Origin of the sequence: Pedobacter paludisoli, assembly GCF_052344095.1 — a bacterium.
Lineage (GTDB): Bacteria > Bacteroidota > Bacteroidia > Sphingobacteriales > Sphingobacteriaceae > Pedobacter.
Genome location: NZ_CP179926.1, coordinates 1,459,727 through 1,482,602, shown reverse-complemented (window position 1 = coordinate 1,482,602; position 22,876 = coordinate 1,459,727). Strand labels below are relative to the sequence as shown.

The window sequence follows — 22,876 nt, the reverse complement described above, 5'->3', positions numbered from 1 at the left end:
TATTATTTTAAACCTAATTATTCCTTTAGACCACCTGTACTATATAGATCAAAGGCTGTTTGGTAATGCGATAAGGCTTCTTTTATTAAGTTTTGTGATGCTTGGCTTTTAATTTGCTGATTTGTACTTCGCTTATAAAGCATCGATTCTACTTTTTGTTGTGGGCTTAATAGGATCAAACTATCATTTTTCATATAACCCAATTTTTGATAGGTTGATATTAGTGTCCGTGGAGAATAGTCTTTATTTAAAACATTTTTTCCATAGTTATTACTTTGGTACGACCAATTTAATAGCGAAAACAAGGTTGGATAAAGATCTATTTGCGAACAGATTTTATCAATTTGAAAAGGGGATTGATTAGGCAGATTATAAATCATGGCAGGGATATGGTATTTTGAAACATCGATTTCGTTTTTCCCTGCACTGCTATCGCAATGGTCAGCTATAAATATGAAAACGGTATTTGAAAACCAAGCCTTTTTTCGCGCCTCTTTAAGAAATTGGCCAATAGCATAATCTGTGTATTTTACTGCTCCTTCTCTACTTGTTCCAGAAGCAATATCTATTTTGTTGCTTGGATAGGTAAAAGGACGATGATTGGAGGTGGTCATGATAAAGTTGTAGAACGGTTGCTTTTTACTAAATTTTTCATCAGCATCACGGATTACCGCGGTGTACAAATTTTCATCGCAAACACCCCAAGCATTTTCAAAAGTAACAATGCTATCGGGGATAGTTTTTCGATTTGTTTTATAGGAATCACCAATTGTTATTTTTCGGCCTCTATCTACGATGTCAAATCCATTACTTCCAAAAAATTGATTCATATTATCGAAGTACCCATCCCCGCCATAAAAGAACGTACTGTTATATTCTTTGGATCTGAAAATACTTCCAATAGTACTTAATCCAGCATTTTTTTCTCTTTTGACGATGCTGTTACCTGGAGTAGGAGGCAGGGCGAGCGAAAGAGCTTCCATTCCGCGAACAGTTCGAGTACCCGTTGCATACATGTTGCTAAATAGAATACTCTTACTTACTAATGTGTCTAAAACAGGTGTTAAATTTCTATTGCTCCCAAATTCCTGCATAAATGAAGCACTGAAACTCTCTATTACCACCATCATAACGTTTGGCCTTAGTTCTTCTTGATTGTTTGTTGATTTAATTTTTCGTCGAATAGACTGATTTGGACCAATGTATGTCGAATTAGAATCTTTAAGAATGTCTTTTACTATTTTAAAAGCTTCCTTTTTATCAATTAGGTAGTAAAACTTATTGTAGTTGAGTTCATTACTTTTAAAAGCTGAGAAAAAGGAATAAATTCCTGCCTTTGAAAGTTCATTTTGGTAACGATTTTCTGTTTTCTCGGCCCAGACATTTTTTAATACTGCCATATCGAACAGCAATAGGCAAATGGTTATTAATATTTGAACACATCTGAATTTAAACCGTGTATTTGAAACGAACACATTTTTAAATGTATTCGTTTTTACAAGGAGGTATTGAATTCCAATACTGATGAAAATGATGGATGGAATTAAATAGTAAAGTGGATAGGATTGATTGATGTTGTTGACAACTTCATACGTGTAAATTAAGTAATCGACAGCGATGAAATTAAATCTGCTTTTAAACTCATTCCAAAAGGTTATCTCGGCAAAAAAAGCAAAAATGGCAACTAGTATCAGTATGAAAATAACGACATAATTGATAACCTTATTTACAGTTGTATGATTAAATTTTTGAGGAACTAGCAGCAAATAAACTGAATATATGGAAGTTAAATAAATCGCTACTTCACAATCAAAAATAAATCCTTTAGCTAATAAAATAGCCAAGCCCTTTATTGTTAAATCTGTTTCCGAAAAGGATAAACAAAGAAAACTAAGCCTCAGCATGAGTGAGGCGAATACAAAAAATAAGGCATAGGCATATAAAGCCGCGTAGCGGCTTTTAAATAAGCTTCTAATCATTTTTAAATGTTTAGATAACCTAAGTAATTACATAAAATGCAATTACTTAGGTTATACAATGAAATAAAAGGAGGGAGGATTTAATGCCCAGCGTGTTCTTCGCTGTTCTTTAATTTTGATAGGAGGTCGTATGCGCCTTTAGTTACGATTTTTCTCGTAGTGTCGATGTTTTTTGGAAAATCAACTTGGATGTAGCCACCATCACTGGTGCCTGTAGTCACTTCGATCATTTTAAAGTGAAAAGTTTGGCCTTCCGCCTCTTTTTCTTTTTCTGATTTTTTTTCATCATGACCATGTTCGCCTTCATCTTTCGCCATGTGTTCTGCCGCTTTTTCAATGAATACGTAGTTTTTTCCTTCAAAATTAATAACCGCACTATTTGGTAAGGCGTTTACTTCATTGGTGCCAGTTTCAATATATGCTTTTAAATAAGTGCCAGGAATGAATTTTTTGCTTCCCGAGGCAATGGCATGCACCGTTACCGTTTTATCTGTTGCAATTTCTTTTCCAACCAATTGTACCACTGCTTTTTGCTCTTTGTCGTCGTTGGTTAAGTTAAAACGAACCACTTGCCCAGCACGCACTTTTTCTGCGTCTTTTTCAAAAACTTTCAACTCGATGTGTAAGTTCGAATTATCAACAATTTCAAACATAGAATCGTTCGGATTTACGAACTCGCCGGTATTGACATTCACTTTGGTAACATAACCCGTAATAGGTGAATAAATATTTACACGGCTTCTGATGGATTCTGCCGTTAAACTCGCTGCATTGATGTTGATTAACCGAAGACGTTGTTTCAATGCATTTTCTCTAACCTTATCAATTTGAAATTGAGATTTCGATTGTTGAAGTTTCTTTTGTGAATTTACATTCTGACTGGCTAAGGTTTGCTGACGCTGGTATTCAGCTGAGCTAAGTTCTAACTGACTTTTACTTTCGAGATAATCTTGCTGCAATTGAACAAAATCTTGATTTTCTAAAACAGCAATCACTTGGCCTTTTTGAACGCTACTTCCTTGTAAAAGAGAAGTTGAGCTTATTATACCGCCCATTTGACTCGTAATGCTTACTAAATTCTGAGGGGGAACATCTACAAAACCGTTTACTTTTAAAAGACCACTTAAAGCTTTCTTTTCGGGTAGCGCCAATTCCAATTTAATATTTTGATATTGTTCGGCGGTTATTTCTACAGCGTTTTCATTTTCGTCGTGCACTTCTGTTTCTACAGCCGCTTCTGTTTCTTTTTTGTTTCCGCCACAAGCTGTTAAAAGTGCAGCTAAAAATAATGCTGAACCTGCTTTGATTATATTTTTTGATGTATTTTTCATTTTCTTTCTTTTATAAACCGATTAGGTATTGGAGCGTATAAACTGATTGGTTAAATTGATTGATCGCCTGTAAATAATTCAAACGAATCTCAGAGAACGTGCGTAAAGCCTGTAGATATTCTACATAATCTATTTCACCATTTTGAAAAGCTATTTGCGCTTGATTAAGAATTAAATTAGCATTTGGTAATGCGCTTTTTTTATAATAATCGATACTCTTTGCGTTTTTCTGTAGTTCTTGATACGCTTGTTTGTATTTCCCGTTAAGATTGGTTTCATACAAATCGTATTGGCTTTCGGCCACTTGCTTTTCTATTTTAGCAGCTTTTATTTTCGATGAGTAAGGTTTAAAAAAGAGGGGTAATGAAATACCCGCCTGTACCACTTGAAAGCGTTTACTAGAATTATAATACTGTTCGGCTCCATTAACATTTTGAAAGCCATTAATTGATTGATTAAAATAACCGATGTTAAAATCGGGTCCTTTGCGCGATTTCTCTAGTCCAATTGATTTCTCTGCAATCGTAATTTGCTGTTTTTGTAATGCAAGTAAAGGATTTGCTTGAATGTTGTTATTGGTCAAAATACTGTCCAATAGTTCTTGCTTAAACTGATCCTTCCCAAAAACAATATCGTCTTGTGTATTTAACAACCTTTGCAATTCGGCTTTTGCCCCAATCATATCAGATTCATTTTGCCGTATATCGTTAATGATTTCGTTGTATTGAGTTTCTGCAGTAGCACTTTCAAGCAAATTGGTTTCCCCCGTTTCATAACGCAATTTCGCTGCTTTAAGGAAATTGCTGTAAACTGTATCTTGTGTTTTATACAAATCGTTAAGGGCCATGTAATACGCCAAATGCATATACGCCGTTCTAACCTGATACGTTAGCTCATTTAGCGTAGCTGTTTTGTTAAGTTCCGCTCCTTTAATTTTAGCATCATACACTTTCTTCTGATTGGAAAATAATCCTGGAAAGGGAATGCTCTGTGAAACGGCAAAGCTGTTATCGTTTTGCAAGCTGTTCATTTGTCCGTATTGGAAATCGAAATTTGTTTTTCCTATATCGGTTGAACTTCCTCGCAGCATTTTTTGCTGATTAATTTGTAAATCAGAAGCGACAATTGCTTTATTGTTTTGATTGGCAATGTTAATTGCTTGCTGCATGCTTAAGTTTTGCTGAACGCTTTGCGCCTTTGCCGATGATGGGCCAAAAAAGCATAATCCCGAGATAAATATGGCCACAACGCTTGTTGGAACCTTTGTTTTCTTCGATTTCCAACTTTCAAAATAAGTGTATAACACAGGTAGAACGATTAAAGTTAATATTGTTGAGGTAATTAATCCACCAATAACTACTGTTGCTAAAGGTTTTTGAACTTCGGCACCTGCGGCGGTAGAAATGGCCATTGGTAAAAAGCCTAGTGAGGCTACAGTGGCCGTCATTAAAACTGGTCTTAACCTTAATTCTGTTCCTTTAAGTACAATTTCATTAATGGTATATTTCCCCAAAGCTTTTATTCGGTTAAATTCGGTAATTAACACAATACCATTAAGTACGGCTACACCAAAAAGTGCAACAAAACCAATTCCTGCCGATATACTAAAAGGCATACCGCGTACCAGTAGTGCAAATATTCCACCAATTGCCGCCATTGGAATGGCCGTAAAAATCAATAATGAGTGTTTTACAGAACCAAAAGAGAAATACAACAACAATAAAATCAATAACAATGCTACCGGAACGGCCACAGAAAGGCGCTTGGTCGCTTCTTGTAAGTTCTCGAACTGACCACCATAGGTGATATAATATCCCGTAGGTAACTTAATTTGCTGATTTATTTTTGTCTGAATTTCTTCCACCACACTGGCAATATCTCGTTCACGAACATTTAATCCAACGATAATTCTACGCTTGGTATCCTCGCGTTGGATTTGGTTAGGTCCAATTTCAAATTCAATATCAGCAAGTTGATTCAAAGGATATTGATCTCCATTAGCTGCACTTACATAAATATTACGCACATCATCAATGCCTTGGCGGTTTTCTTGACTCAGACGAACTACCATATCGTATCGTTGTTCACCCTCATAAACCAAACCAGCCGATTGTCCGGCAAATGAAGCGGTTAGAGCTTGATTAACTGTTTCAATAGATAATCCATATTGCGCAATACGGTCGCGGTTAATTTTAACCACAATTTGGGGCAATCCCTCGGCTTGTTCAAGATAAATATCTTTAGCACCTTGTACTTGTGATACAATGACTCCAATTTTCTTTGAAAGGTCTGTTAATTCGCCTAAATCGTCACCAAAAATTTTAATACCAATGTCTTGACGTACTCCGGATATTAATTCATTTGAACGTAACTGGATGGGTTGCGAAAAACCAAAACTAACGCCTGGAATAGCTTTTAGCGCCTCGCTCATTTTTTCGGCCAATTCTTCGCGACCCTTAGCGCTTACCCAATCTTTTTTATCTTTTAATAAAATGGTTAAATCGCAGGCTTCCATAGGCATAGGATCCGTTGGTATTTCGGCTGCTCCAATTTTTCCAACAACTTCTTTTACTTCCGGAAATTCTTTAATTAAAATGGCAGAAGCCTGATTCACCTTGTCAATGGTTTGTGATAAGGAACTACCTGTCAATAAGCGTGTTTCAACCGTAAAATCCCCTTCTTCTAAGTTCGGGATAAATTCGCCGCCCATGCGCGAAAACAGAAATATACTGACAGCTAAAAATACAATTGATGTAATCACCACTAGCATTTTTCTTTTTAATGCAGCGCTGATAATCGGATAATATTTACGCTGGAAAAAATCCATCATTCTGTCCGAAATGTTCTTTTTGTGCGATACTTTCTTGCTCAATAACAAGGCAGAAACCATAGGGACATAGGTTAAAGACAATATAAAGGCCCCTAAAATGGCAAAGGATACCGTTTGTGCCATCGGTCCAAACATTTTTCCTTCAATACCAACCAACGCTAAAATTGGTAAATACACAATAAGAATGATGATTTCACCAAATGCGGCACTGTTTCTAATTTTGGCAGCCGAAATATATACTTCGCTGTCCATTTCAGATTGGGTTAAGGCTTTTGTTCTGTTGAGCTTAGTTAAATGGTGCATCGTTGCTTCTACAATAATTACGGCTCCATCTACAATCAAACCAAAGTCAATTGCACCTAAACTCATCAGGTTTCCTGAAACACCAAAGAGATTCATCATGGATATAGCAAAAAGCATGGCCAAGGGAATTACAGAAGCAACCACTAGTCCTGCGCGTAAATTTCCTAAGAAGAGTACTAATACAAAAATCACAATTAAGGCACCTTCTATTAGGTTTTTTGCCACCGTGCCTATCGCTCTGTCAACGAGCGCACTTCGGTCCAAAAAAGGTTCAATAACCACACCTTCAGGTAAGGTTTTGCTAATTCTATCCATTTTGGATTTTACCTGTTTTACTACATTGTTGGCATTGGCACCTTTTAACATCATTACAATGCCTCCAACAGCCTCTTCATTAGAGCTTTTGGTTGTGCGGGTAAGCGCTCCATAGCGAATGGAATTACCTAACTGAACAGTGGCTATATCGCGAATTAAAATCGGTAAACCGTTGCTATTATTTTTTACAACAATTTTATTAATATCTTCTAAATTACCCACTAAGCCTTCGCTTCGAATAAAATAAGCAGTTGGTTTTTTGTCGATATACGCACCACCGGTATTTTGATTATTACGTTCTAAAGCAGAAAAAACATCGCTAATACTTAAACCAAAACTTCTTAGTTTGTCAGGTTCTAACGCTATTTCATATTGTTTTAGTAAACCACCAAAACTGTTTACTTCGGCTATACCGGGTGTACCCAAAAGTTGTCTACGTACAATCCAATCTTGAATACTACGCAATTCACGAGCAGTATATTTTTTTTCAAAACCAGGTTTGGCAGCCACCACATATTGATAAATTTCGCCTAGACCAGTTGATATAGGAGAAATTTCAGGGTTCCCTAAGCCATTGGGTATATTGTTTTTTGCTTCGGCTAATTTTTCGTTTACCTGTTGACGTGCCCAATAAATGTCTACATCATCATGAAAAACAATGGTAACAACCGATAAACCGAAACGCGAAATGGAACGAATTTGTTCTGTTTCAGGGATAGTAGACATGGTTTGTTCAACAGGGAAAGAAATTAAACGCTCTACTTCTTGACTGGCCAAAGAAGGGCTTAGCGTAATTACTTGGACCTGATTATTGGTAATGTCGGGCACTGCATCTATTGGTAGCTGCCTCAGAGAGTAAACTCCCCAGGCAATTAAAGCAAGTGTAAAAAGTCCAATTACAAGTTTATTTTGTATGGAGAACTGAATGATTTTTTTCAGCATTGAAATAAAATTAAGTGAAAATAAAAGAATAGAAATTGCGCAATCAATTACTCATACTGAGGAATAGATTCTACAATTTTAAAATAGAAAGATTAAGCCAGTTTTGGGGGTTGCCAAAACTCTATGAATGCAGTTTGCGCTTTTTTATTTTTCTCTACCGGGTATTGCGCTAAAATAAATCTAATTACCTGCGCAGGGGTTTTGGTACTTTGTAACAAGGTTGGCATATTGCAACACGTACAAACACAAAAAGGAGAGCATACATCTGCATGAAAAGTATCATCCGAATGTTGGATATCTACCTTCGAAAAACTGCTTAGTGAAAGATTTGATTGGGTTACAGCTGCATCTGTGCAAGGAGTAATACTCAATACAATGATTAGCTGGCAGATGAATAAGCGCAAAAATTTCATGTCTACTTATAGGTTACAAATTTAAGAAAACTAAAGATAATTTCGTTTAACTTTTTGTGTTTTTAGATTTAAATCAAGGTGTTTTGCATGCATGATTTAAATGGTAATTTTTAATTATTGTAACTAACGTTTCAATTATGTTGTACACGATTGTCGTTTCGTTCAATTGCTCATAGGTATCCAACTATCGTTCCATTTACATTTCGAAGTCCTAAAAATAGGGCTATAAGGAGGGAGGGAAGTATGTTACTTTATATTTTTGCAGGTGCGAAATATTGCGCTTTAATTTTTTAATTTAGCCAAGAGCGAAAGTTGCAACAATCAAAAACATGGATAAATTAGCTTACGCATAAACTTTGAACGCGATATGCCCAAAATTACCTTAACGACAGAAATTAATGCCACACCTGAAATTTGTTTCGATTTTGCCCGTAGCATCGATTTGCATCAAATTTCTACGGCTAAAACAAATGAAAAAGCAATAGCTGGACGAACAAGCGGTCTGATTAATCTTGGAGAAACTGTTACCTGGGAAGCAATACATTTTGGCATCAAACAGAAACTGACTTCTAAAATTACCTCCTTCAATCGGCCTGATAGTTTTGTAGGTGAACAAATTAAAGGAGTTTTCAAATCAATTTATCATGAACATACATTTATTCAGCAAGATAATGCCGTATTAATGATAGACATATTCGAATATGAATCTCCATTCGGTATTTTTGGACGCATTTTCAATCGTCTCGTTTTAACAAATTATTTAAAAAAGCTGTTAGTCACCCGAAATCAGATAATTAAAGCCTATGCAGAAGACCCTGCTACACATGGTTTGCTTGCAAGAAGCTAAAGGAAGTTTTATATTTTGTCTCGCGCAAATACGGTTAAAGAAATTGACAATCTAAAAATATAAATCCTGCACGATACTCGTGCCGTTAATCCAATATAGTATGAGCATACTAACCCTATACAAAGACGAATTTTGCATTTCAACCGATAAAGAAAAACTGCAGATTGATGTCATTCATGCGTTTTTATCTACACAAGCCTATTGGTCTTTAAACATCCCTAAAGAGACCGTGCAAAAAGCTATTCAACATTCTCTTTGCTTTGGTGTGTACCAACACGATACGCAAATTGGTTTTGCACGCATAATTTCTGATTTTTCAACAATTGCTTATTTAGGCGATGTTTATATTTTAGAAGCCTACCGAGGAAAGGGCTTGTCTAAATGGTTAATGAAGACCATTATGGAATTTCCTGATTTACAAGGTTTGAGAAGATGGATTTTATTAACCGGTGATGCACACGGTTTGTACCGTCAATTTGGCTGGACAGACCTTGCCGATTCTAGTAAGTGGATGGAAATTCATGATAAAAATGTATATGCAGAATGAATCTTTTCTTTTATTGAGATAACCAAAATAAATCACTCGTATAGCCCGCCCTCTTTTCCTTGCTTGCCTCTTGCCGGCAGGGCATTTACTTTTGAAGGCCAAAAGTAACAAAAGCCTTTGTCGATCCCGCTAGGCAGCTTTGCGCACAAGGCCGTGGCTCAAAACAAAAACAGTCTCGCTAGGTTTTGTGGAGATTGGTTTTGTAACTCATATTTAATTATTGCCACAAAACTGAATTGAACAATGCTCGGTAGTGCATATTCGAATGTTGCTGCTACTGTTTTTGTTTTCTTCCGCTGCTGGGGGTGCATCCCGAGCATTCCTATCGTGTGGACAGATCTTCTATATAATTAGTTTCTTTGTATATGCAAAAAAGAGGTTTTACAAATTTGCCCGATTCACGTTTAATACGTCGAGGGAATAAGAACTTAGATATCCTATTTAGAAATTGCGTTCACTCTATTCGTCAGCTTAGCAAGGACGAGGCAGAAGCAAAGGGTTTTTATCGATTCTTATCGAATAATCGTGTAACTGAAGAAAGCATCATTTCAAATTTAACCTCTAACTGCCAATCCGCTTGCCACGGGAAATATGTTGTTTGTATTCAAGATACCACAGAAATAAACCTAAGTAGCCATAAAAATAGAATAAAGAAAGATTCGTTTATCGGCACTACCAATGCCAAGGGCGATTTCGGATTGGGTTTTATGCTTCATCCGAGTCTTGTCCTGGATGCAGTTAATGGAACTCCTTATGGTTATGCAGATATCAAACTATGGAATAGACCGCTGGAATTTCGTTCAAAGTTTGAGCGAGAATACAGTAAATTACCCATTACAGAAAAAGAATCTTACAAATGGATAGAATCATCGAATAATACAAAAACAGCATTATCCTCTTGTGTTGAAGGAATGGTGATTATACAAGATCGAGAAGGAGATATATACGAGCAATTTGCCGTTATACCCGATGAGAAAACAGACCTTTTAATACGTGCAAAAAGCAACAGAAGACTAAAAGACAAAAGCAAACTATTTGACTGCCTTTCCAATCAAGAAGTGCAGGATATTTATGAAATAGTAGTAGAAGCGAAAGAGAAAAGGCCAAAGAGAAAGGCTAAAATAGAAATCAGATATAAAGAAATAGAAGTATGCAAAACAGGCACTACAAGTAAAGAGCTTCCAGCGAGTACTAAGCTTTATCTCATAGAAGCAAAAGAAGTTGGCTATAGTGGGGCAGATAAAATATGTTGGAGGCTATTAACCACCATAGCAGTAACCACGCCTTCTATGGCTAAGTTATGCATAGAATGGTATAGCTGGCGCTGGACAATAGAAGAAGTGTTTCGGATACTTAAAAAGGAAGGATACAATATTGAAGCCAGTGAATTAGAATATGCCTCATCTATCAGAAAACAAACCCTTATGATCATGGAAGTGGTGATAAAGTTATTCCTAATGCGCCTAGCATACGCTGAACCAGAACTCTCGATTGATGCACACACATGTTTCAATGATGAGGAACAGCTATTTATGGAAGAACAAATAATCAGACTTGAAGGAAAAACCCAGAAGCAGAAGAATCCTTATAAGGATAAAGATCTGAAAAGATATGTATGGGGATTGGCTAGAATGGGAGGTTGGAAAGGATATGAAAGCAAAAGAACGCCAGGGATAACTACGATCTGGATTGGATTAAAATACTTTAGGGCTGCAAAAGAAGGATGGGACACACATAGAGATCTGTCCACACGATAGGAGCATTCGGGACCGACGGGCGTACTTCGGTTAATACCTGAAATTTTGAACGGTTGTTTTACTAGCATGTTTTATTCTGGCAATTGCTCGGCTAGCCCCCATGTAGGAGCGGCCTAGGAGGTGTTGGACGAAGAAAGCAGCGAGAAGCTTTGCATAAACGTTCAAATTCTTACTGTTCAAGAGAATTTGCAGCCGAGCGAAGGAATAGAGCGAAGCCAAGGCCTCAAATTATCGCCATCGAGCTTCTGCTAGCTTTATTCAACAACAGATCCAAGCCTTGACTTTTTCGTTCTTTTTTGTCAAGAAAAAAGAACTAAGCCCGCCGGCTATGAGGCGATAATTGATTTTTCTTTAAGAGATTACTTTGCTAAGCGCGCAATGACGAGGGGTATTTATGAAATTTTCAGTAAATGATATTAGATTGCCCCCCTCTTTCCCTTGCTTGCCTCTTGCCGGCAGGGCATTTACTTTTGTGGGCCAAAAGTAACCAAAAGCCTTTGTCGATCCGGCTAGGCAGCTTTGCCCGCAAAGCCCTTGCTCAAAACAAAAACAGTCTCGCTGGTTTTGTGGGAGATTTTTTGTAACAAATATTTAATTATTGCCACAAAACTGAATTGAACAATGCTCGGTAGTGCATATTCGAATGTTGCTGCTACTGTTTTTGTTTTCTTCCGCTGCTGGGGGGGCATCCCGAGCATTCGGGACCGACGGGCGTACTTCGGTTAATACCTGCAATTTTGAACGTTTGTTTTACTAGCATGTTTTATTCTAGCTATTGCTCAGCTAGCCCCCATACTAGGACCGGCCTAGGAGGTGTTGGACGAAGAAAGCAGTAAGAAGCTTTGCAGAAACGTTCAAATTCTTACTGTTCAAGAGAATTTGCAGCCGAGCGAAGGAATAGAGCCAAGCCAAGGCCTCAAATTATCGCCATCGAGCTTCTGCTAGCTTTATTCAACAACAGATCCAAGCCTTGACTTTTTCGTTCTTTTTTGTCAAGAAAAAAGAACTAAGCCCGCCGGCAATGAGGCGATAAAAGATTTCTCTTTAAAAAAACAAAAACAATATCGCTGGTTTTGTGGGAGATTTTTTTGTAACTCATATTAATTTTAGCCACAAAACTGAATTGAACAATGCTCGGTGCTGCAAATCCGAATGTTGCTGCTACTGTTTTTGTTTTCTTCCGCTGCTTGGGGTGCATCCCGAGCATTCGGGATCGACGGGCGCACTTCGGTTAATCCCTGCAATTTTGAACGTTTGTTTGCATAGCATGTGTCTCAAAAATTTTCCTGTCACACTGCGCCACAACGTGTTCCGATTATTCGGAAAAGTATCTCTTATAAGCAAATTCTTCTAGGTTTATAAACAATATTCGTTTTAATGATTCTTCACATCCGACTTTCGGATCTCCGACTTTTCGGATACTATCTGCCTTTTTGACCAAATGATTTCATTTTAAATACCTCAGAAGTACCTTTTTGACCAAACGATTTCATTTTAAATACCTCAGAAGTACCTTTTTGACCAAATGATTTCATTTTTAATACTTCCGAGGTACCTTTTTATACTTCCGAAGTACCTTTTTGTACTCAGCTGCGTAATATAAAATGCTGCGCCTACGCTTATGTTAAAACATAGATCGAAACTCGCTGTTTCACAGTTACTAATTATCTCACATTTTCTCTGTTCGCAGGCGGTGGGTGTACTTAATTGTGCGTATTTACAGTTTTCCGTAGCAGGTTTTGAAATTAAATTTATACTTTAGGAAAACTAAATGTTTACGCCCTAACTTCTCTTTATTTTGCAACAAACTATCCGAGTGTAAGCGTTTATAAATGTTTAAGAAATAGTAAACTATACGCATTCTACGCAATTAAAAAGCTGCCTTAATGGATTTAATGAAGGTTTTTTGGTTTTGGAGTTGCGTATATTTGAGAGTTATATGCCACTTTAAAACGACACAGTGAGAAAGACAATTTACATATTGACATTGGTAATTCTATCCTCTTGTAATCTTTACGACAGGAAAGAAGAAGTTTTTATGACTGACCAAGATTATGTAGAAAATTACAGAGAGTTTTCACCGGACAGTTCTATGCTTTTAATAAATTATAGTTTAGATCTCGGAGCATTTGGATATGGACAATCAGGCACGGCAATTCTGAAACTTTCTGACACAACAAAAAACTTGCGAGACTTTTCACTTCCAAACACTTTGACAAGATTAAAATGGTTAGACAATCAAACTATCTCTGCACAATTTGACATTTTACCTTCTTTGCGAACAGGAGAAAAAATTACCCTAACTGACAAAGAAATTAATGATGTAAAAATCAAAGTTTCAGCTTTGGACTACATTGACAAAGACGACCATCTAGAGATTGAACACCGAGAACTTGCACCAAATGGACAATTTGAACTCGTTGCATATCGCTACTTGAAAGATAGAAGTAACTTGAATTTCATTCACATTTCTATAATTCCAGTTGGCGGACAAATACCAAAATATGGAAACTATTTAATTGCCGATATGCAATCTGACTATGTTCTCAACGGAACTTGGACAGAAAAGAATGAACTTAAGTTTTATTCAAACAGTCAATATTCTGACTTAATCCAATACTATTTGGTTAAAGACAGAGAAAAAATCAAGTATGAAATTGTTACAGACGACAAGGAATATGGAAGTAAATACAGGTGGACAAAGAAAAGCGGCATATAACAGGCGTTTGGCTCAATGGCGGGTGAAGTGGTTAATTGAACATTCTGCCTCGCATCAACTTTTGTGGCGTATTGACAATTTTGTACTCCGAAATCCGCCACTGCGCCAAGCGCCAAACCGTTGTGCGTCACTTTAACGAACACCCTACAAACATTGAACTATGGTTGACAGAGAACGAAGAAAAAAACTTGCATTCCACTTACGACATTTAGCAGTCGGACTTATCAGCAATGACGAGTTTGAAGATTACATTACAGATGATGTGACTTTCGGTTGGCTTCCCGAGCAATATTATCGTTCAAAAGAAGCAAAGTTTGACGACCCAATTATTAGACCAATGCTTGAACTAAGTTGGTGTTTGTATAGTGACTTGAAAGAACATAAATTAACAGGTAATGACAGACTTACAGACGAAGCACTAAAAGACATAGCCAGATACATTTTATTTCTACATTCTGACTTTGAATACGAATGGCCATATCTTGACCCGACAAATCCACTTATTCGATTTTCATTTAAGGACTTGCTGTTAAGCGTGCTGACTTTGGGGCAACATTACAGACACAAAATGACGGAACGACAACAACAGTTTGACGAATTTAAAAACACAGGCGATTATGACTTATGGCCTTTTATAGGCAAAGACCAATATGAACATCAATTAAAAAATCAGCCATTTTTCGTAGGACAAAAAACTGAATTAATTTAGCGTTCGTTTTTTTGTCGGCGGACAAAAAAGCGAACGCACAACAAGGTATTGCCAAAAGCGGGGCTGAACGGCTTCGATTGGGCATTTGTGCAAGGTTCAGCATTCGTTCTTCGATTGAAATTTAGTGCTAAAAATCCCGCCTTCGGCAATACCCTAACCGTTGTGCGTAACCAGAGAACCCAAGTTTCAATATGATAAATATATTCAGAAAGAAAAATAAAGATTTTGAAGTATTCTCAAATGAATATAGAAAAGAAGAAAAAGAAATCCTTATACTTACTAATGACCAATCAGGTGGAGCTCGAAAACTAAATAATTCTTGGGACGCCTCACAATATTTCTTAGCCTACTTTGACATAGAAAAGAACGAACTTAAAAAAGGTGATGGTAGAGTAAATTGGCTTTTAACGGATAAAGAATGTAAGGAATACGGAACAACATATTCCTATAACTTCAAAACTGGAACGATTTATCACCTTAAAGTTAGAGAGCTAAAAGACAAAACTGTTCCAGAAGGAAGATTACCTTCTTTTTATAATCGATTTATGATTGTGAAAGTTATCAAGGAAAATGTTCAAAATGATGAACTACTGGAATTATTAAAAGAATATAGAAAACCAATAAAAATTACTGACAAAGTGTTGGATGAATTTGAACTGAACAAAGACTATGGGATGTTTGAAGGAAGTATTGATTGGTTGAACGAACATATAAGAGTCTCTTTAGAAGTAGATGTTGATGATAAGCAGACTTGGAATGACACTATGAGTATTTTAAAAGTATTATTCAATGAACAAAAACAAAGAGATTTAGAATTCAGAACTTTTGCAGCAGAAGAGTTAACGGATTTAGCAAATGACTGGCTTCAGGATGAAAATGAAACAATTACAAAAAATGATTTTGAGAAACGTATTAAACTCTCTCAATTAGTAATAAGTTATTATGGTGGAGATTTTACTGCTTACTATGACGATGATGATATGTTCTATGGTCACATTATTGCAGTTTATGGTAACTTAAAAAATGGATTGGAAAGTGCAACAATTGAAGGATAAATGGCTACGAACAAAAATGTATAAGCGTAATTCGGGCGAAAGTAATAAAACCAAAGCAAGTGTATAATAACAAACATTTCGGCAAAGTTGAAAGTTTAGGCGTTCTAATCCCGCACTACGCTTATACTAGAACGTTGGCAGTAATTTTAGAAGGCACATCATGAAATTAACATTAGGACAAAAATTCAAATCATTAGCCCCATTTTCAATAGACCTCCCAGACTTTGTTGTTTTGACAGGAATTAATGGTGCGGGTAAAACACAATTGCTAACTGCCATTACGCAGAATTTATTAAAAATATATGATGACAATGGTGCAGAACTAAGCCCTAAAAAATATGTTACATCACAAACACTGTCCCCGAATGAGAGTGCTGTAGTAACAAGAGAACAGCTTAATGCAAATACACAAAATTTGTGGCAACAGTTTAATAGTTATTTACAAAATAGAATAGGCAACCCGAATTTTACACTTGAAAACAATGTGTTTGGCCATAACGCCCCCCAAATAAAGGTAATTGATAAAATTGCGAAAAGTGCAAAAAAAATTAGAGAAGAGCTAACATCTGATGATTTTTTCAATCATTATCCATTAGAAGACGGTCTTCAACAAACAGATGTGTTTTACCAAAACTTTTCAAGTCTTTTCAAACGATACCAAGACAAGTTTGATGAAAATGAATACAGACAGTATAGAAATGAAGTCAAAAAACACACAGAAATTACATATTTAACTAAAGAACAATTTGAAAGTACCTATGGTGAAGCACCTTGGGATTTTGTCAACAAAATAATAAAAGAAGCGAATCTAGACTATCATATAAATTCTCCTGAAAACAGCCACAGAGATGCACCTTTTGAATTAAAACTGGTAAATAATTATAACGGAGTTGAGATACAATTTGGAGATTTATCATCTGGTGAGAAAGTTCTTATGTCTTTGGCATTAGCTCTTTATAATTCAAATTTTGACATAGAATTCCCAAAAGTTCTATTGATGGACGAACCCGATGCTTCTTTACATCCTTCGATGTCAAAGAAATTTCTTGATGTTATTCAGCAAGTTTTTGTAAACGAAAAGAAAGCAAAAGTAATAATCACTACTCATTCATCATCAACAGTTGCTTTGACACCAGAAGAGTCAATTTTTGTTGTGAATAAAAGCGGGATTAGAATTGAAAAAGTTAAAAAAGATAAAGCATTGAAAATTTTAACTTCAGGAGTGCCCTCTTTTAGTGTCAACTACGAAAACAGACGTCAAGTGTTTGTTGAAAGCCCTTTCGATGTTATTTATTATGAAAAAATGTATCATCAATTATCGAGCTATCTTGTTCCTGAAATTTCATTGAGTTTCATTTCTTCAGGAGAAAGTAAGACCGATAAAAATGGAACAAAAGTCTCCAACTGTGGGCAAGTAATAAATATAACTGAAACACTTAGAAGGGCAGGTAATAAATTTGTGTTTGGCATATTAGATTGGGACGGTTCAAACACAAACTCTGATGGAGTCCTAGTGCTTGGTAACTCAAATAGATACAGTATTGAAAATTACATTTTAGACCCTTTGTTAATTGGGGCATTGCTATTAAGAGAAAAGATTGTAACTAAAGAAGATTTGGGTTTAACTCAAGGTGAAACATTTATTGATTTGAAAAATTTCAGCAAAGAACGCCTGCAGGTTGTCGCTGACTATGTAATCAATAAAGTTTCTGCAGTTGTAAACCCCACAGACGAAACTCTAATTGTAGTCAAACTCTTGAACAGCATTGAAGTGAATCTTCCTAAATGGTATTTGCATCATCAAGGACACACATTAGAAGAACAAATCTTAAAGGCCTTTCCCCAAGTTAATGCTATAAAAAAAGGGAAAGAAGAAGCGTTAAAAGTTGAAATATTAAACAAGGTTGTAGACGACTTACCTTACATTTTATCGCACGATATTTTAGACGTCTTAAAAAGTGTACAAGAAACAGAATAAAAATTACTGCCAACACGGGTTCCTATGTAAAGCAGTTTTCCTTGAACCAAGTTAATTATTCCGTTTAAATATTCCAATACAATGGGTATTGGGGGCTAAATTAATGCTCCTCAAACACCTCGATAATCATTAAGCTCAGGCTCCTATGTGCGGCTGCCTATTTTCAAGACACCACCTGCATCCCTATGGTTTATTGATTAAAAACAGCTACCTGCTTTGCGGTGTGACAGCGAGATACTTCACAACCCGTGTTTTGTAGTCTGAAATTTTGTTTTTTAATGAGCTTTTAACAATTATTTTTCCTGATATATATCTTTTTTTTATGTCATACTAGTTGGTTTTTGATAATTTATCTGATAGGGATTTTCTGTCTTGATTACTGATGGTAAAGCTCGGATTTTTTAATTTATCAAAAATATAATAATCAGGCTTAAATACTGTTTTGGGCGTGAAAAAGGCATAAAAAAAGCCCCTCAGTGTATCTGAGAGGCAGTGGGCCCAGCTGGGCTCGAACCAGCGACCAAAAGATTATGAGTCTTCTACTCTAACCAACTGAGCTATAGGCCCCGAAAAACATCTTTGTTTTTGCGCTGCAATGTTACAAAAATGAATTCAAATACGGAAAAAGAATTTTGCATAAAATGATATATTCGCTCATTTTCAATCCCTTAAAAATGCTAGTCGGGCTTAGAAAAGAACTTTTTTTAGAAATCACTGCCGTTATGATGTCGTTTTAACTGAATTTCGACCTCCTTTACAAGCACGAAAAATTCCAATACCCTAAAACTATTTCTGTTCATTGGGGTTTAGCAAAAGTCAATTCACAAAGAAATGTCAAAAGTAAAGCCAGGTAAATTGTTGGGATGAAAAACATCGTTTTAACTAAAAAATACTGTAATTTTAACGGAAGGATTATCCGTAGAACCAGCAAATTTACAAATTATCAAACTACATGAATTATTCAGAGCTACAAGCCGATATAGACGTATACATACACAAATATTACGAAGAGAGGAACGACCCGCGCTTAGTGTACCACAATCTCGATCATACTATAGGTGTGTTAAATGCGGCAAAACAAATCGCCAACCATTATCAATTAAATGAGGAAGATTTTTTTTGTGTAGTGGTAGCTGCATATTTCCATGATACCGGCTATTTTCAAGACCCTTTTAATCACGAAGAAAAAGGAGCTGCATTGGCCGATGCCTTTTTGCAAGAACGCGGACTGAACGAAGCGATACGCGGCAAGGTAAAACAAGCCATACTTAGCACAAAATTACCACAACAACCCAAAACACTTATTGATAAAATTATTTGCGATGCCGATTTATTTCATCTGGGGTTACCCGATTTCCGTAAAAAATCGAAGCGCATGCACCAAGAAAAATCCTTGCTTTATCAAACAGAGAAAAGTAAAGTAGAGTGTAAGGGACAGGATATTCAGTTTATGGAACAACAACATTATCATACCGATTATGCGCAGTTGTTGCTGAACGACCAAAAACAAAAGAATATAGAGAAATTAAAAAGTAAACTTTCGGTTCAAAACCTCATCACCGTAGAAGAGCAAGCACCAGGTAACACAACTTTTTTTAAAGAAGAAGACAAGAAAAAGGATAAAAACGAACGCCCGGATAAAGGTATTGAAACCCTGTTTCGCATTACATCGGCCAATAACCAACGCTTAAGCGATATGGCCGATAACAAAGCACACATTCTCATTACCGTAAATTCAATCATGTTATCGTTAATCGTAAGTTTGCTCTTGCGCCGATTAGATGAACACGGTAATTTGATTATCCCAACCTTTATTCTGCTAATGGTTTGTTTGGTTTGTGTGGTGGTTTCCATTTTATCTACCCGTCCTTCGGTTCCAAAAGGAGAGTTTACCAAAGATGATTTGGAGCAGAAAAAAGTTAATTTATTGTTCTTTGGAAATTTCTATAACATGTCGCTTCAAGACTATAAAGAAGGAATGAGTAAAGTAATGGACAGCAAAGAATTTTTATACGGAACCCTCATTACCGATGTGTATTCGCAAGGCGTTGTGCTCGGGCGTAAGTATAAATTAATTCGTATTGCGTACAATGTGTTCATGTTTGGCTTAATTGCAGCGGTTATTTCTTTTGTATTGGCTTACACCATTCACGGTAAATTTTAAACGTACATGGTAGAACCGCTTTTTTTTAATCGCGATTTAAGCTGGCTAAAATTCAACGGACGCATTCTAATGGAAGCCGAGCGAGAGCGTGTTCCCTTGTTAGAAAGGATCAAATTTTTAGCTATTTTTTCTTCCAATTTGGATGAATTTTACCGTGTACGCATGCCTATTCTGTTGGCCTTAGAAAAATTAAGCAACCAAGAGGATACGGATATTGTACAAGAAAACGACCTATTGAATCGCGCAAATGTAATCATTTCAGATCAACAGCAACGTTTTGGTGCAATTTTTAAAGATGAAATTGTTCCAGCACTCAAAGACAATGGAATTTACGCTGTCAATAATGAAGCATGCCCTCCGGCGATAGAAGCCGATGTAAAACGGTATTTTTTGGCGCAAGTGATGGCTTTTCTACAGCCGGTATACCTTCAAGAAAAGAGTAGTTTTTTCCCAGAAAATAACGCCATATATTTTTTAATCAATTTAAAAGTTGCTGAAGCGTCCAAATACGTGCTTTTAAATATACCGTCTAATGAATTACCGCGTTTTACGGTTTTTAACGACGATTTAACGCGTTACGTAGTTTTTTTAGATGATGTCATCCGTTTTAATCTGCAGTTGCTTTTTCCAAAGGATGAAATAATTGGATGTTATAGTTTTAAAGTAACCCGCGATGCCGAGTTAAATTTAAAGGATGAATATTCAGGCGATGTTTCCGCTCAAATAGAACAACAATTGCTGAAACGCGACATGGGTTTAGCCACGCGTTTTTTATATCAGCCCGGAATTGCACCCGAAGTTTTGGAGTATATAAAAAAGCTTTTTAACCTTAAAAAATCCAACTTAGTAGCAGGAGGGAACTACCATAATTTGAAAGATTTAATGTCTTTTCCAATCAAGAAAGATAATCTTTCGAATATTAATTGGCCAAAAATTGAACAGGCCGATTTGCTTAAGGGCACTTTGGCGGAGGCTATAGAAAAGCGCGACATCATGGTGCATACACCGTTCCAAAGTTACGACAGCGTTTTACGTTTCTTTAACGAAGCTGCGCTTGATGTCGATGTAGCCGAAATTTATGTAACCTTATACCGTGTGGCAAGCGATTCTAAGATTGTGAACGCACTGATGTCGGCCGCCAAAAACGGCAAAAAGGTAACCGTTTTAGTAGAGCTAAAAGCGCGATTTGATGAAGCTAACAACCTACGCTGGACCAAGAAAATGATAACTGCGGGTGTCAACATTGTGTACAGCGTAACCGCCTTAAAAGTACATGCAAAAGTGGCGCTCGTTAAACGAAACATCAACGGCCGGATGAAATATACTGGTCTATTCGCAACGGGTAATTTTAACGAAAGCACGGCTGCATTTTATACCGACCATATTTTGATGACAGCTGATAAAGATATGCTACGCGAAGTAGAATTGCTGTTTATTTTTCTCGCAAAGCGGATAAAACCCACCTCAGCCGATTTAATTAAATTTGAACATTTATTGGTGGCACAATTTAATTTACAAACAGAGTTTTTAGCACTCATTCAGCGCGAAATAACACATGCCAAGCAAGGGAAGCTCGCCAAAATTACCATCAAACTGAATAACTTAGAAGAGCAAGTGCTCATTAATAAGCTTTACGAAGCTTCTGAAGCAGGTGTTAAAATTGATTTGTTTGTACGCAGTGTATGTTGTTTGGTGCCAGGCGTACCCGGTTTGAGCAGTAATATTCACGTAACACGGATTGTAGACCGCTATTTAGAGCACGGGCGTATTTTTGTGTTTCACAATTTAGGAGAAGAAGCCGTATATTTAGGTTCAGCAGATTGGATGAACCGGAATGTGTACCGTCGCATCGAAGTTTGTTTTCCAATCAGGAACCAAAAAATTAAAAATGAAATTTTGCAGCTCCTCGAGATTATGAAACGCGACAATGTGCAGGCCGTTTTTATAGATGCCGATATGAATAACAGTTGGATAAAGAATGAGCAGCCTCCCTGTCAATCGCAATATGAGATTTACCAGTTTTTGAATAAGAATTAATCACCATTACCGAATGAAAACACGAAACAAAAAACAATTTATTTTAGCGATTGCGCTCTTTTCAGGTGCGCTAGCTATTCTTTCCTGTGTAAATGCCACAAAAACAACTGAAACAGTTACAGAAATAGAATCCGAAGGAAGTACAACCAAAATTAATTTTCCTTACGATTTAACCAAGCCGGTAAAATACAATATGCCGCATAATCTTTTTGAGATATCGGGTATTGCCTTTCTACAAGGCGACCCCAAAAAAATATATGCCATTCAAGATGAAGACGGCGACTTATTTAGCTTGCCATTAGGCGCAAAAGAATCTGCTTATTCAAAGTTTGCTGGAAGCGGGGATTACGAAGATTTAACGATCCTCAAAAATCAAGTTATCGTATTAAAAAGCAATGGCGAGTTGCATGTTTTTCCCTTGTCAAGCACCAGCAAAAAAGAAATTCCCAATGTGATAAAAGTGAAGGATTTGGTCCCAAAAGCAGAATACGAAGGCTTAGCAAGCGATGAAAAAAGCGGAATGGTTTATATCTTGACAAAAGAAAGCAAAGCCGATGCAGATAAAAAAGCTACTCGGATTTTTGCCTTTAAATTTGATGGAAAGGCAGGACTTACATCTGCAGGAGAATACGCTCTTTCGTATAAACAAATTGGAACGTTTGCCGGTAGCGGTAAAATTAAATTCCGTCCATCGGCCTTAGCCAAAAATCCTTTAACCAAGCAATGGTATGTGTTATCATCCATGAATAAATTAATCGTGATAACCGATGAAAAATTTGCCATTCAAGGAGTAGTTCCCTTAAAAACAGGATATTTTAATCAACCCGAGGGAATCGCATTTGATAAAAACAATAATTTATACATTTCCAATGAAGGAGGAGCATTATCAGCCGGAAATGTGTTACTTTTTAAGTATAACCAACAGTAGAACGCAAGCAAAAACTAGCTGA

The 22,876-nt window shown here is 36.6% G+C and carries 14 protein-coding genes and 1 tRNA gene; 10 read left to right on the top strand and 5 right to left on the bottom strand.

The genetic code is table 11. From position 1 onward, the window contains the following. Positions 1-17: 17 nt before the first annotated feature. From ACJVDK_RS05880 to ACJVDK_RS05865, 4 genes are all read right to left on the bottom strand, one after another. Positions 18-1,979 carry an LTA synthase family protein gene (locus ACJVDK_RS05880; protein ID WP_443939352.1) on the bottom strand — a complete coding sequence of 654 codons (1,962 nt, stop codon included), beginning with the start codon at positions 1,977-1,979 and terminating at the stop codon, positions 18-20. Between the two features lie 80 nt (positions 1,980-2,059). After that, complete coding sequence (locus tag ACJVDK_RS05875; RefSeq protein WP_443939351.1) at positions 2,060-3,310, bottom strand: efflux RND transporter periplasmic adaptor subunit; 1,251 nt, start codon at positions 3,308-3,310, stop codon at positions 2,060-2,062. Positions 3,311-3,320: 10 nt separating this feature from the next. Then, the gene (locus ACJVDK_RS05870) at positions 3,321-7,700 is read right to left on the bottom strand and encodes a CusA/CzcA family heavy metal efflux RND transporter (protein ID WP_443939350.1); all 4,380 of its coding nucleotides are present in this window, start codon (positions 7,698-7,700) and stop codon (positions 3,321-3,323) included. Positions 7,701-7,792: 92 nt separating this feature from the next. After that, complete coding sequence (locus ACJVDK_RS05865; protein ID WP_443939349.1) at positions 7,793-8,113, bottom strand: DUF6660 family protein; 321 nt, start codon at positions 8,111-8,113, stop codon at positions 7,793-7,795. A gap of 367 nt (positions 8,114-8,480) precedes the next feature. On the opposite strand from ACJVDK_RS05865, the gene ACJVDK_RS05860 reads away from it, so the two are divergent. The 7 genes from ACJVDK_RS05860 to ACJVDK_RS05830 all read left to right on the top strand — a co-directional run bounded on the left by ACJVDK_RS05860 (position 8,481) and on the right by ACJVDK_RS05830 (position 17,725). Next, positions 8,481-8,960 carry an SRPBCC family protein gene (locus tag ACJVDK_RS05860; RefSeq protein ID WP_443939348.1) on the top strand — a complete coding sequence of 160 codons (480 nt, stop codon included), beginning with the start codon at positions 8,481-8,483 and terminating at the stop codon, positions 8,958-8,960. Positions 8,961-9,060: 100 nt separating this feature from the next. Then, entirely contained in the window at positions 9,061-9,507 is a 447-nt protein-coding gene (locus tag ACJVDK_RS05855; RefSeq protein WP_443939347.1) for a GNAT family N-acetyltransferase, read from the top strand. 365 nt (positions 9,508-9,872) lie between these two features. Further along, the gene (locus tag ACJVDK_RS05850) at positions 9,873-11,264 is read left to right on the top strand and encodes an IS4 family transposase (RefSeq protein WP_443936453.1); all 1,392 of its coding nucleotides are present in this window, start codon (positions 9,873-9,875) and stop codon (positions 11,262-11,264) included. Positions 11,265-13,302: 2,038 nt separating this feature from the next. Beyond that, the gene (locus tag ACJVDK_RS05845; RefSeq protein ID WP_443939346.1) at positions 13,303-13,983 is read left to right on the top strand and encodes a hypothetical protein; all 681 of its coding nucleotides are present in this window, start codon (positions 13,303-13,305) and stop codon (positions 13,981-13,983) included. Positions 13,984-14,143: 160 nt separating this feature from the next. Further along, positions 14,144-14,692 carry a hypothetical protein gene (locus tag ACJVDK_RS05840; RefSeq protein WP_443936449.1) on the top strand — a complete coding sequence of 183 codons (549 nt, stop codon included), beginning with the start codon at positions 14,144-14,146 and terminating at the stop codon, positions 14,690-14,692. A 191-nt stretch (positions 14,693-14,883) separates the two neighbouring features. Further along, positions 14,884-15,747, top strand: a complete 864-nt coding sequence (locus tag ACJVDK_RS05835; protein WP_443939345.1) for a DUF2262 domain-containing protein — start codon at positions 14,884-14,886, stop codon at positions 15,745-15,747. A gap of 160 nt (positions 15,748-15,907) precedes the next feature. Next, entirely contained in the window at positions 15,908-17,725 is a 1,818-nt protein-coding gene (locus ACJVDK_RS05830) for an AAA family ATPase (protein ID WP_443939344.1), read from the top strand. A gap of 493 nt (positions 17,726-18,218) precedes the next feature. On the opposite strand, the gene ACJVDK_RS05825 is transcribed toward ACJVDK_RS05830, so the two are convergent. Continuing rightward, positions 18,219-18,292, bottom strand: a tRNA-Ile gene (locus ACJVDK_RS05825). 385 nt (positions 18,293-18,677) lie between these two features. Here ACJVDK_RS05825 and ACJVDK_RS05820 point away from each other — a divergent pair. Genes ACJVDK_RS05820 through ACJVDK_RS05810 form a run of 3 tightly spaced genes read left to right on the top strand, consistent with a single transcriptional unit; the run spans position 18,678 to position 22,854 of the window. Then, positions 18,678-19,889, top strand: coding sequence for a Pycsar system effector family protein (locus ACJVDK_RS05820; protein WP_443939343.1), 1,212 nt, complete (start codon positions 18,678-18,680; stop codon positions 19,887-19,889). 6 nt (positions 19,890-19,895) lie between these two features. Further along, positions 19,896-21,926, top strand: coding sequence for a polyphosphate kinase 1 (gene ppk1, locus ACJVDK_RS05815; protein ID WP_443939342.1), 2,031 nt, complete (start codon positions 19,896-19,898; stop codon positions 21,924-21,926). Between the two features lie 13 nt (positions 21,927-21,939). Further along, positions 21,940-22,854, top strand: coding sequence for an SdiA-regulated domain-containing protein (locus ACJVDK_RS05810; protein WP_443939341.1), 915 nt, complete (start codon positions 21,940-21,942; stop codon positions 22,852-22,854). The last annotated feature ends 22 nt before the right edge of the window (positions 22,855-22,876 follow it).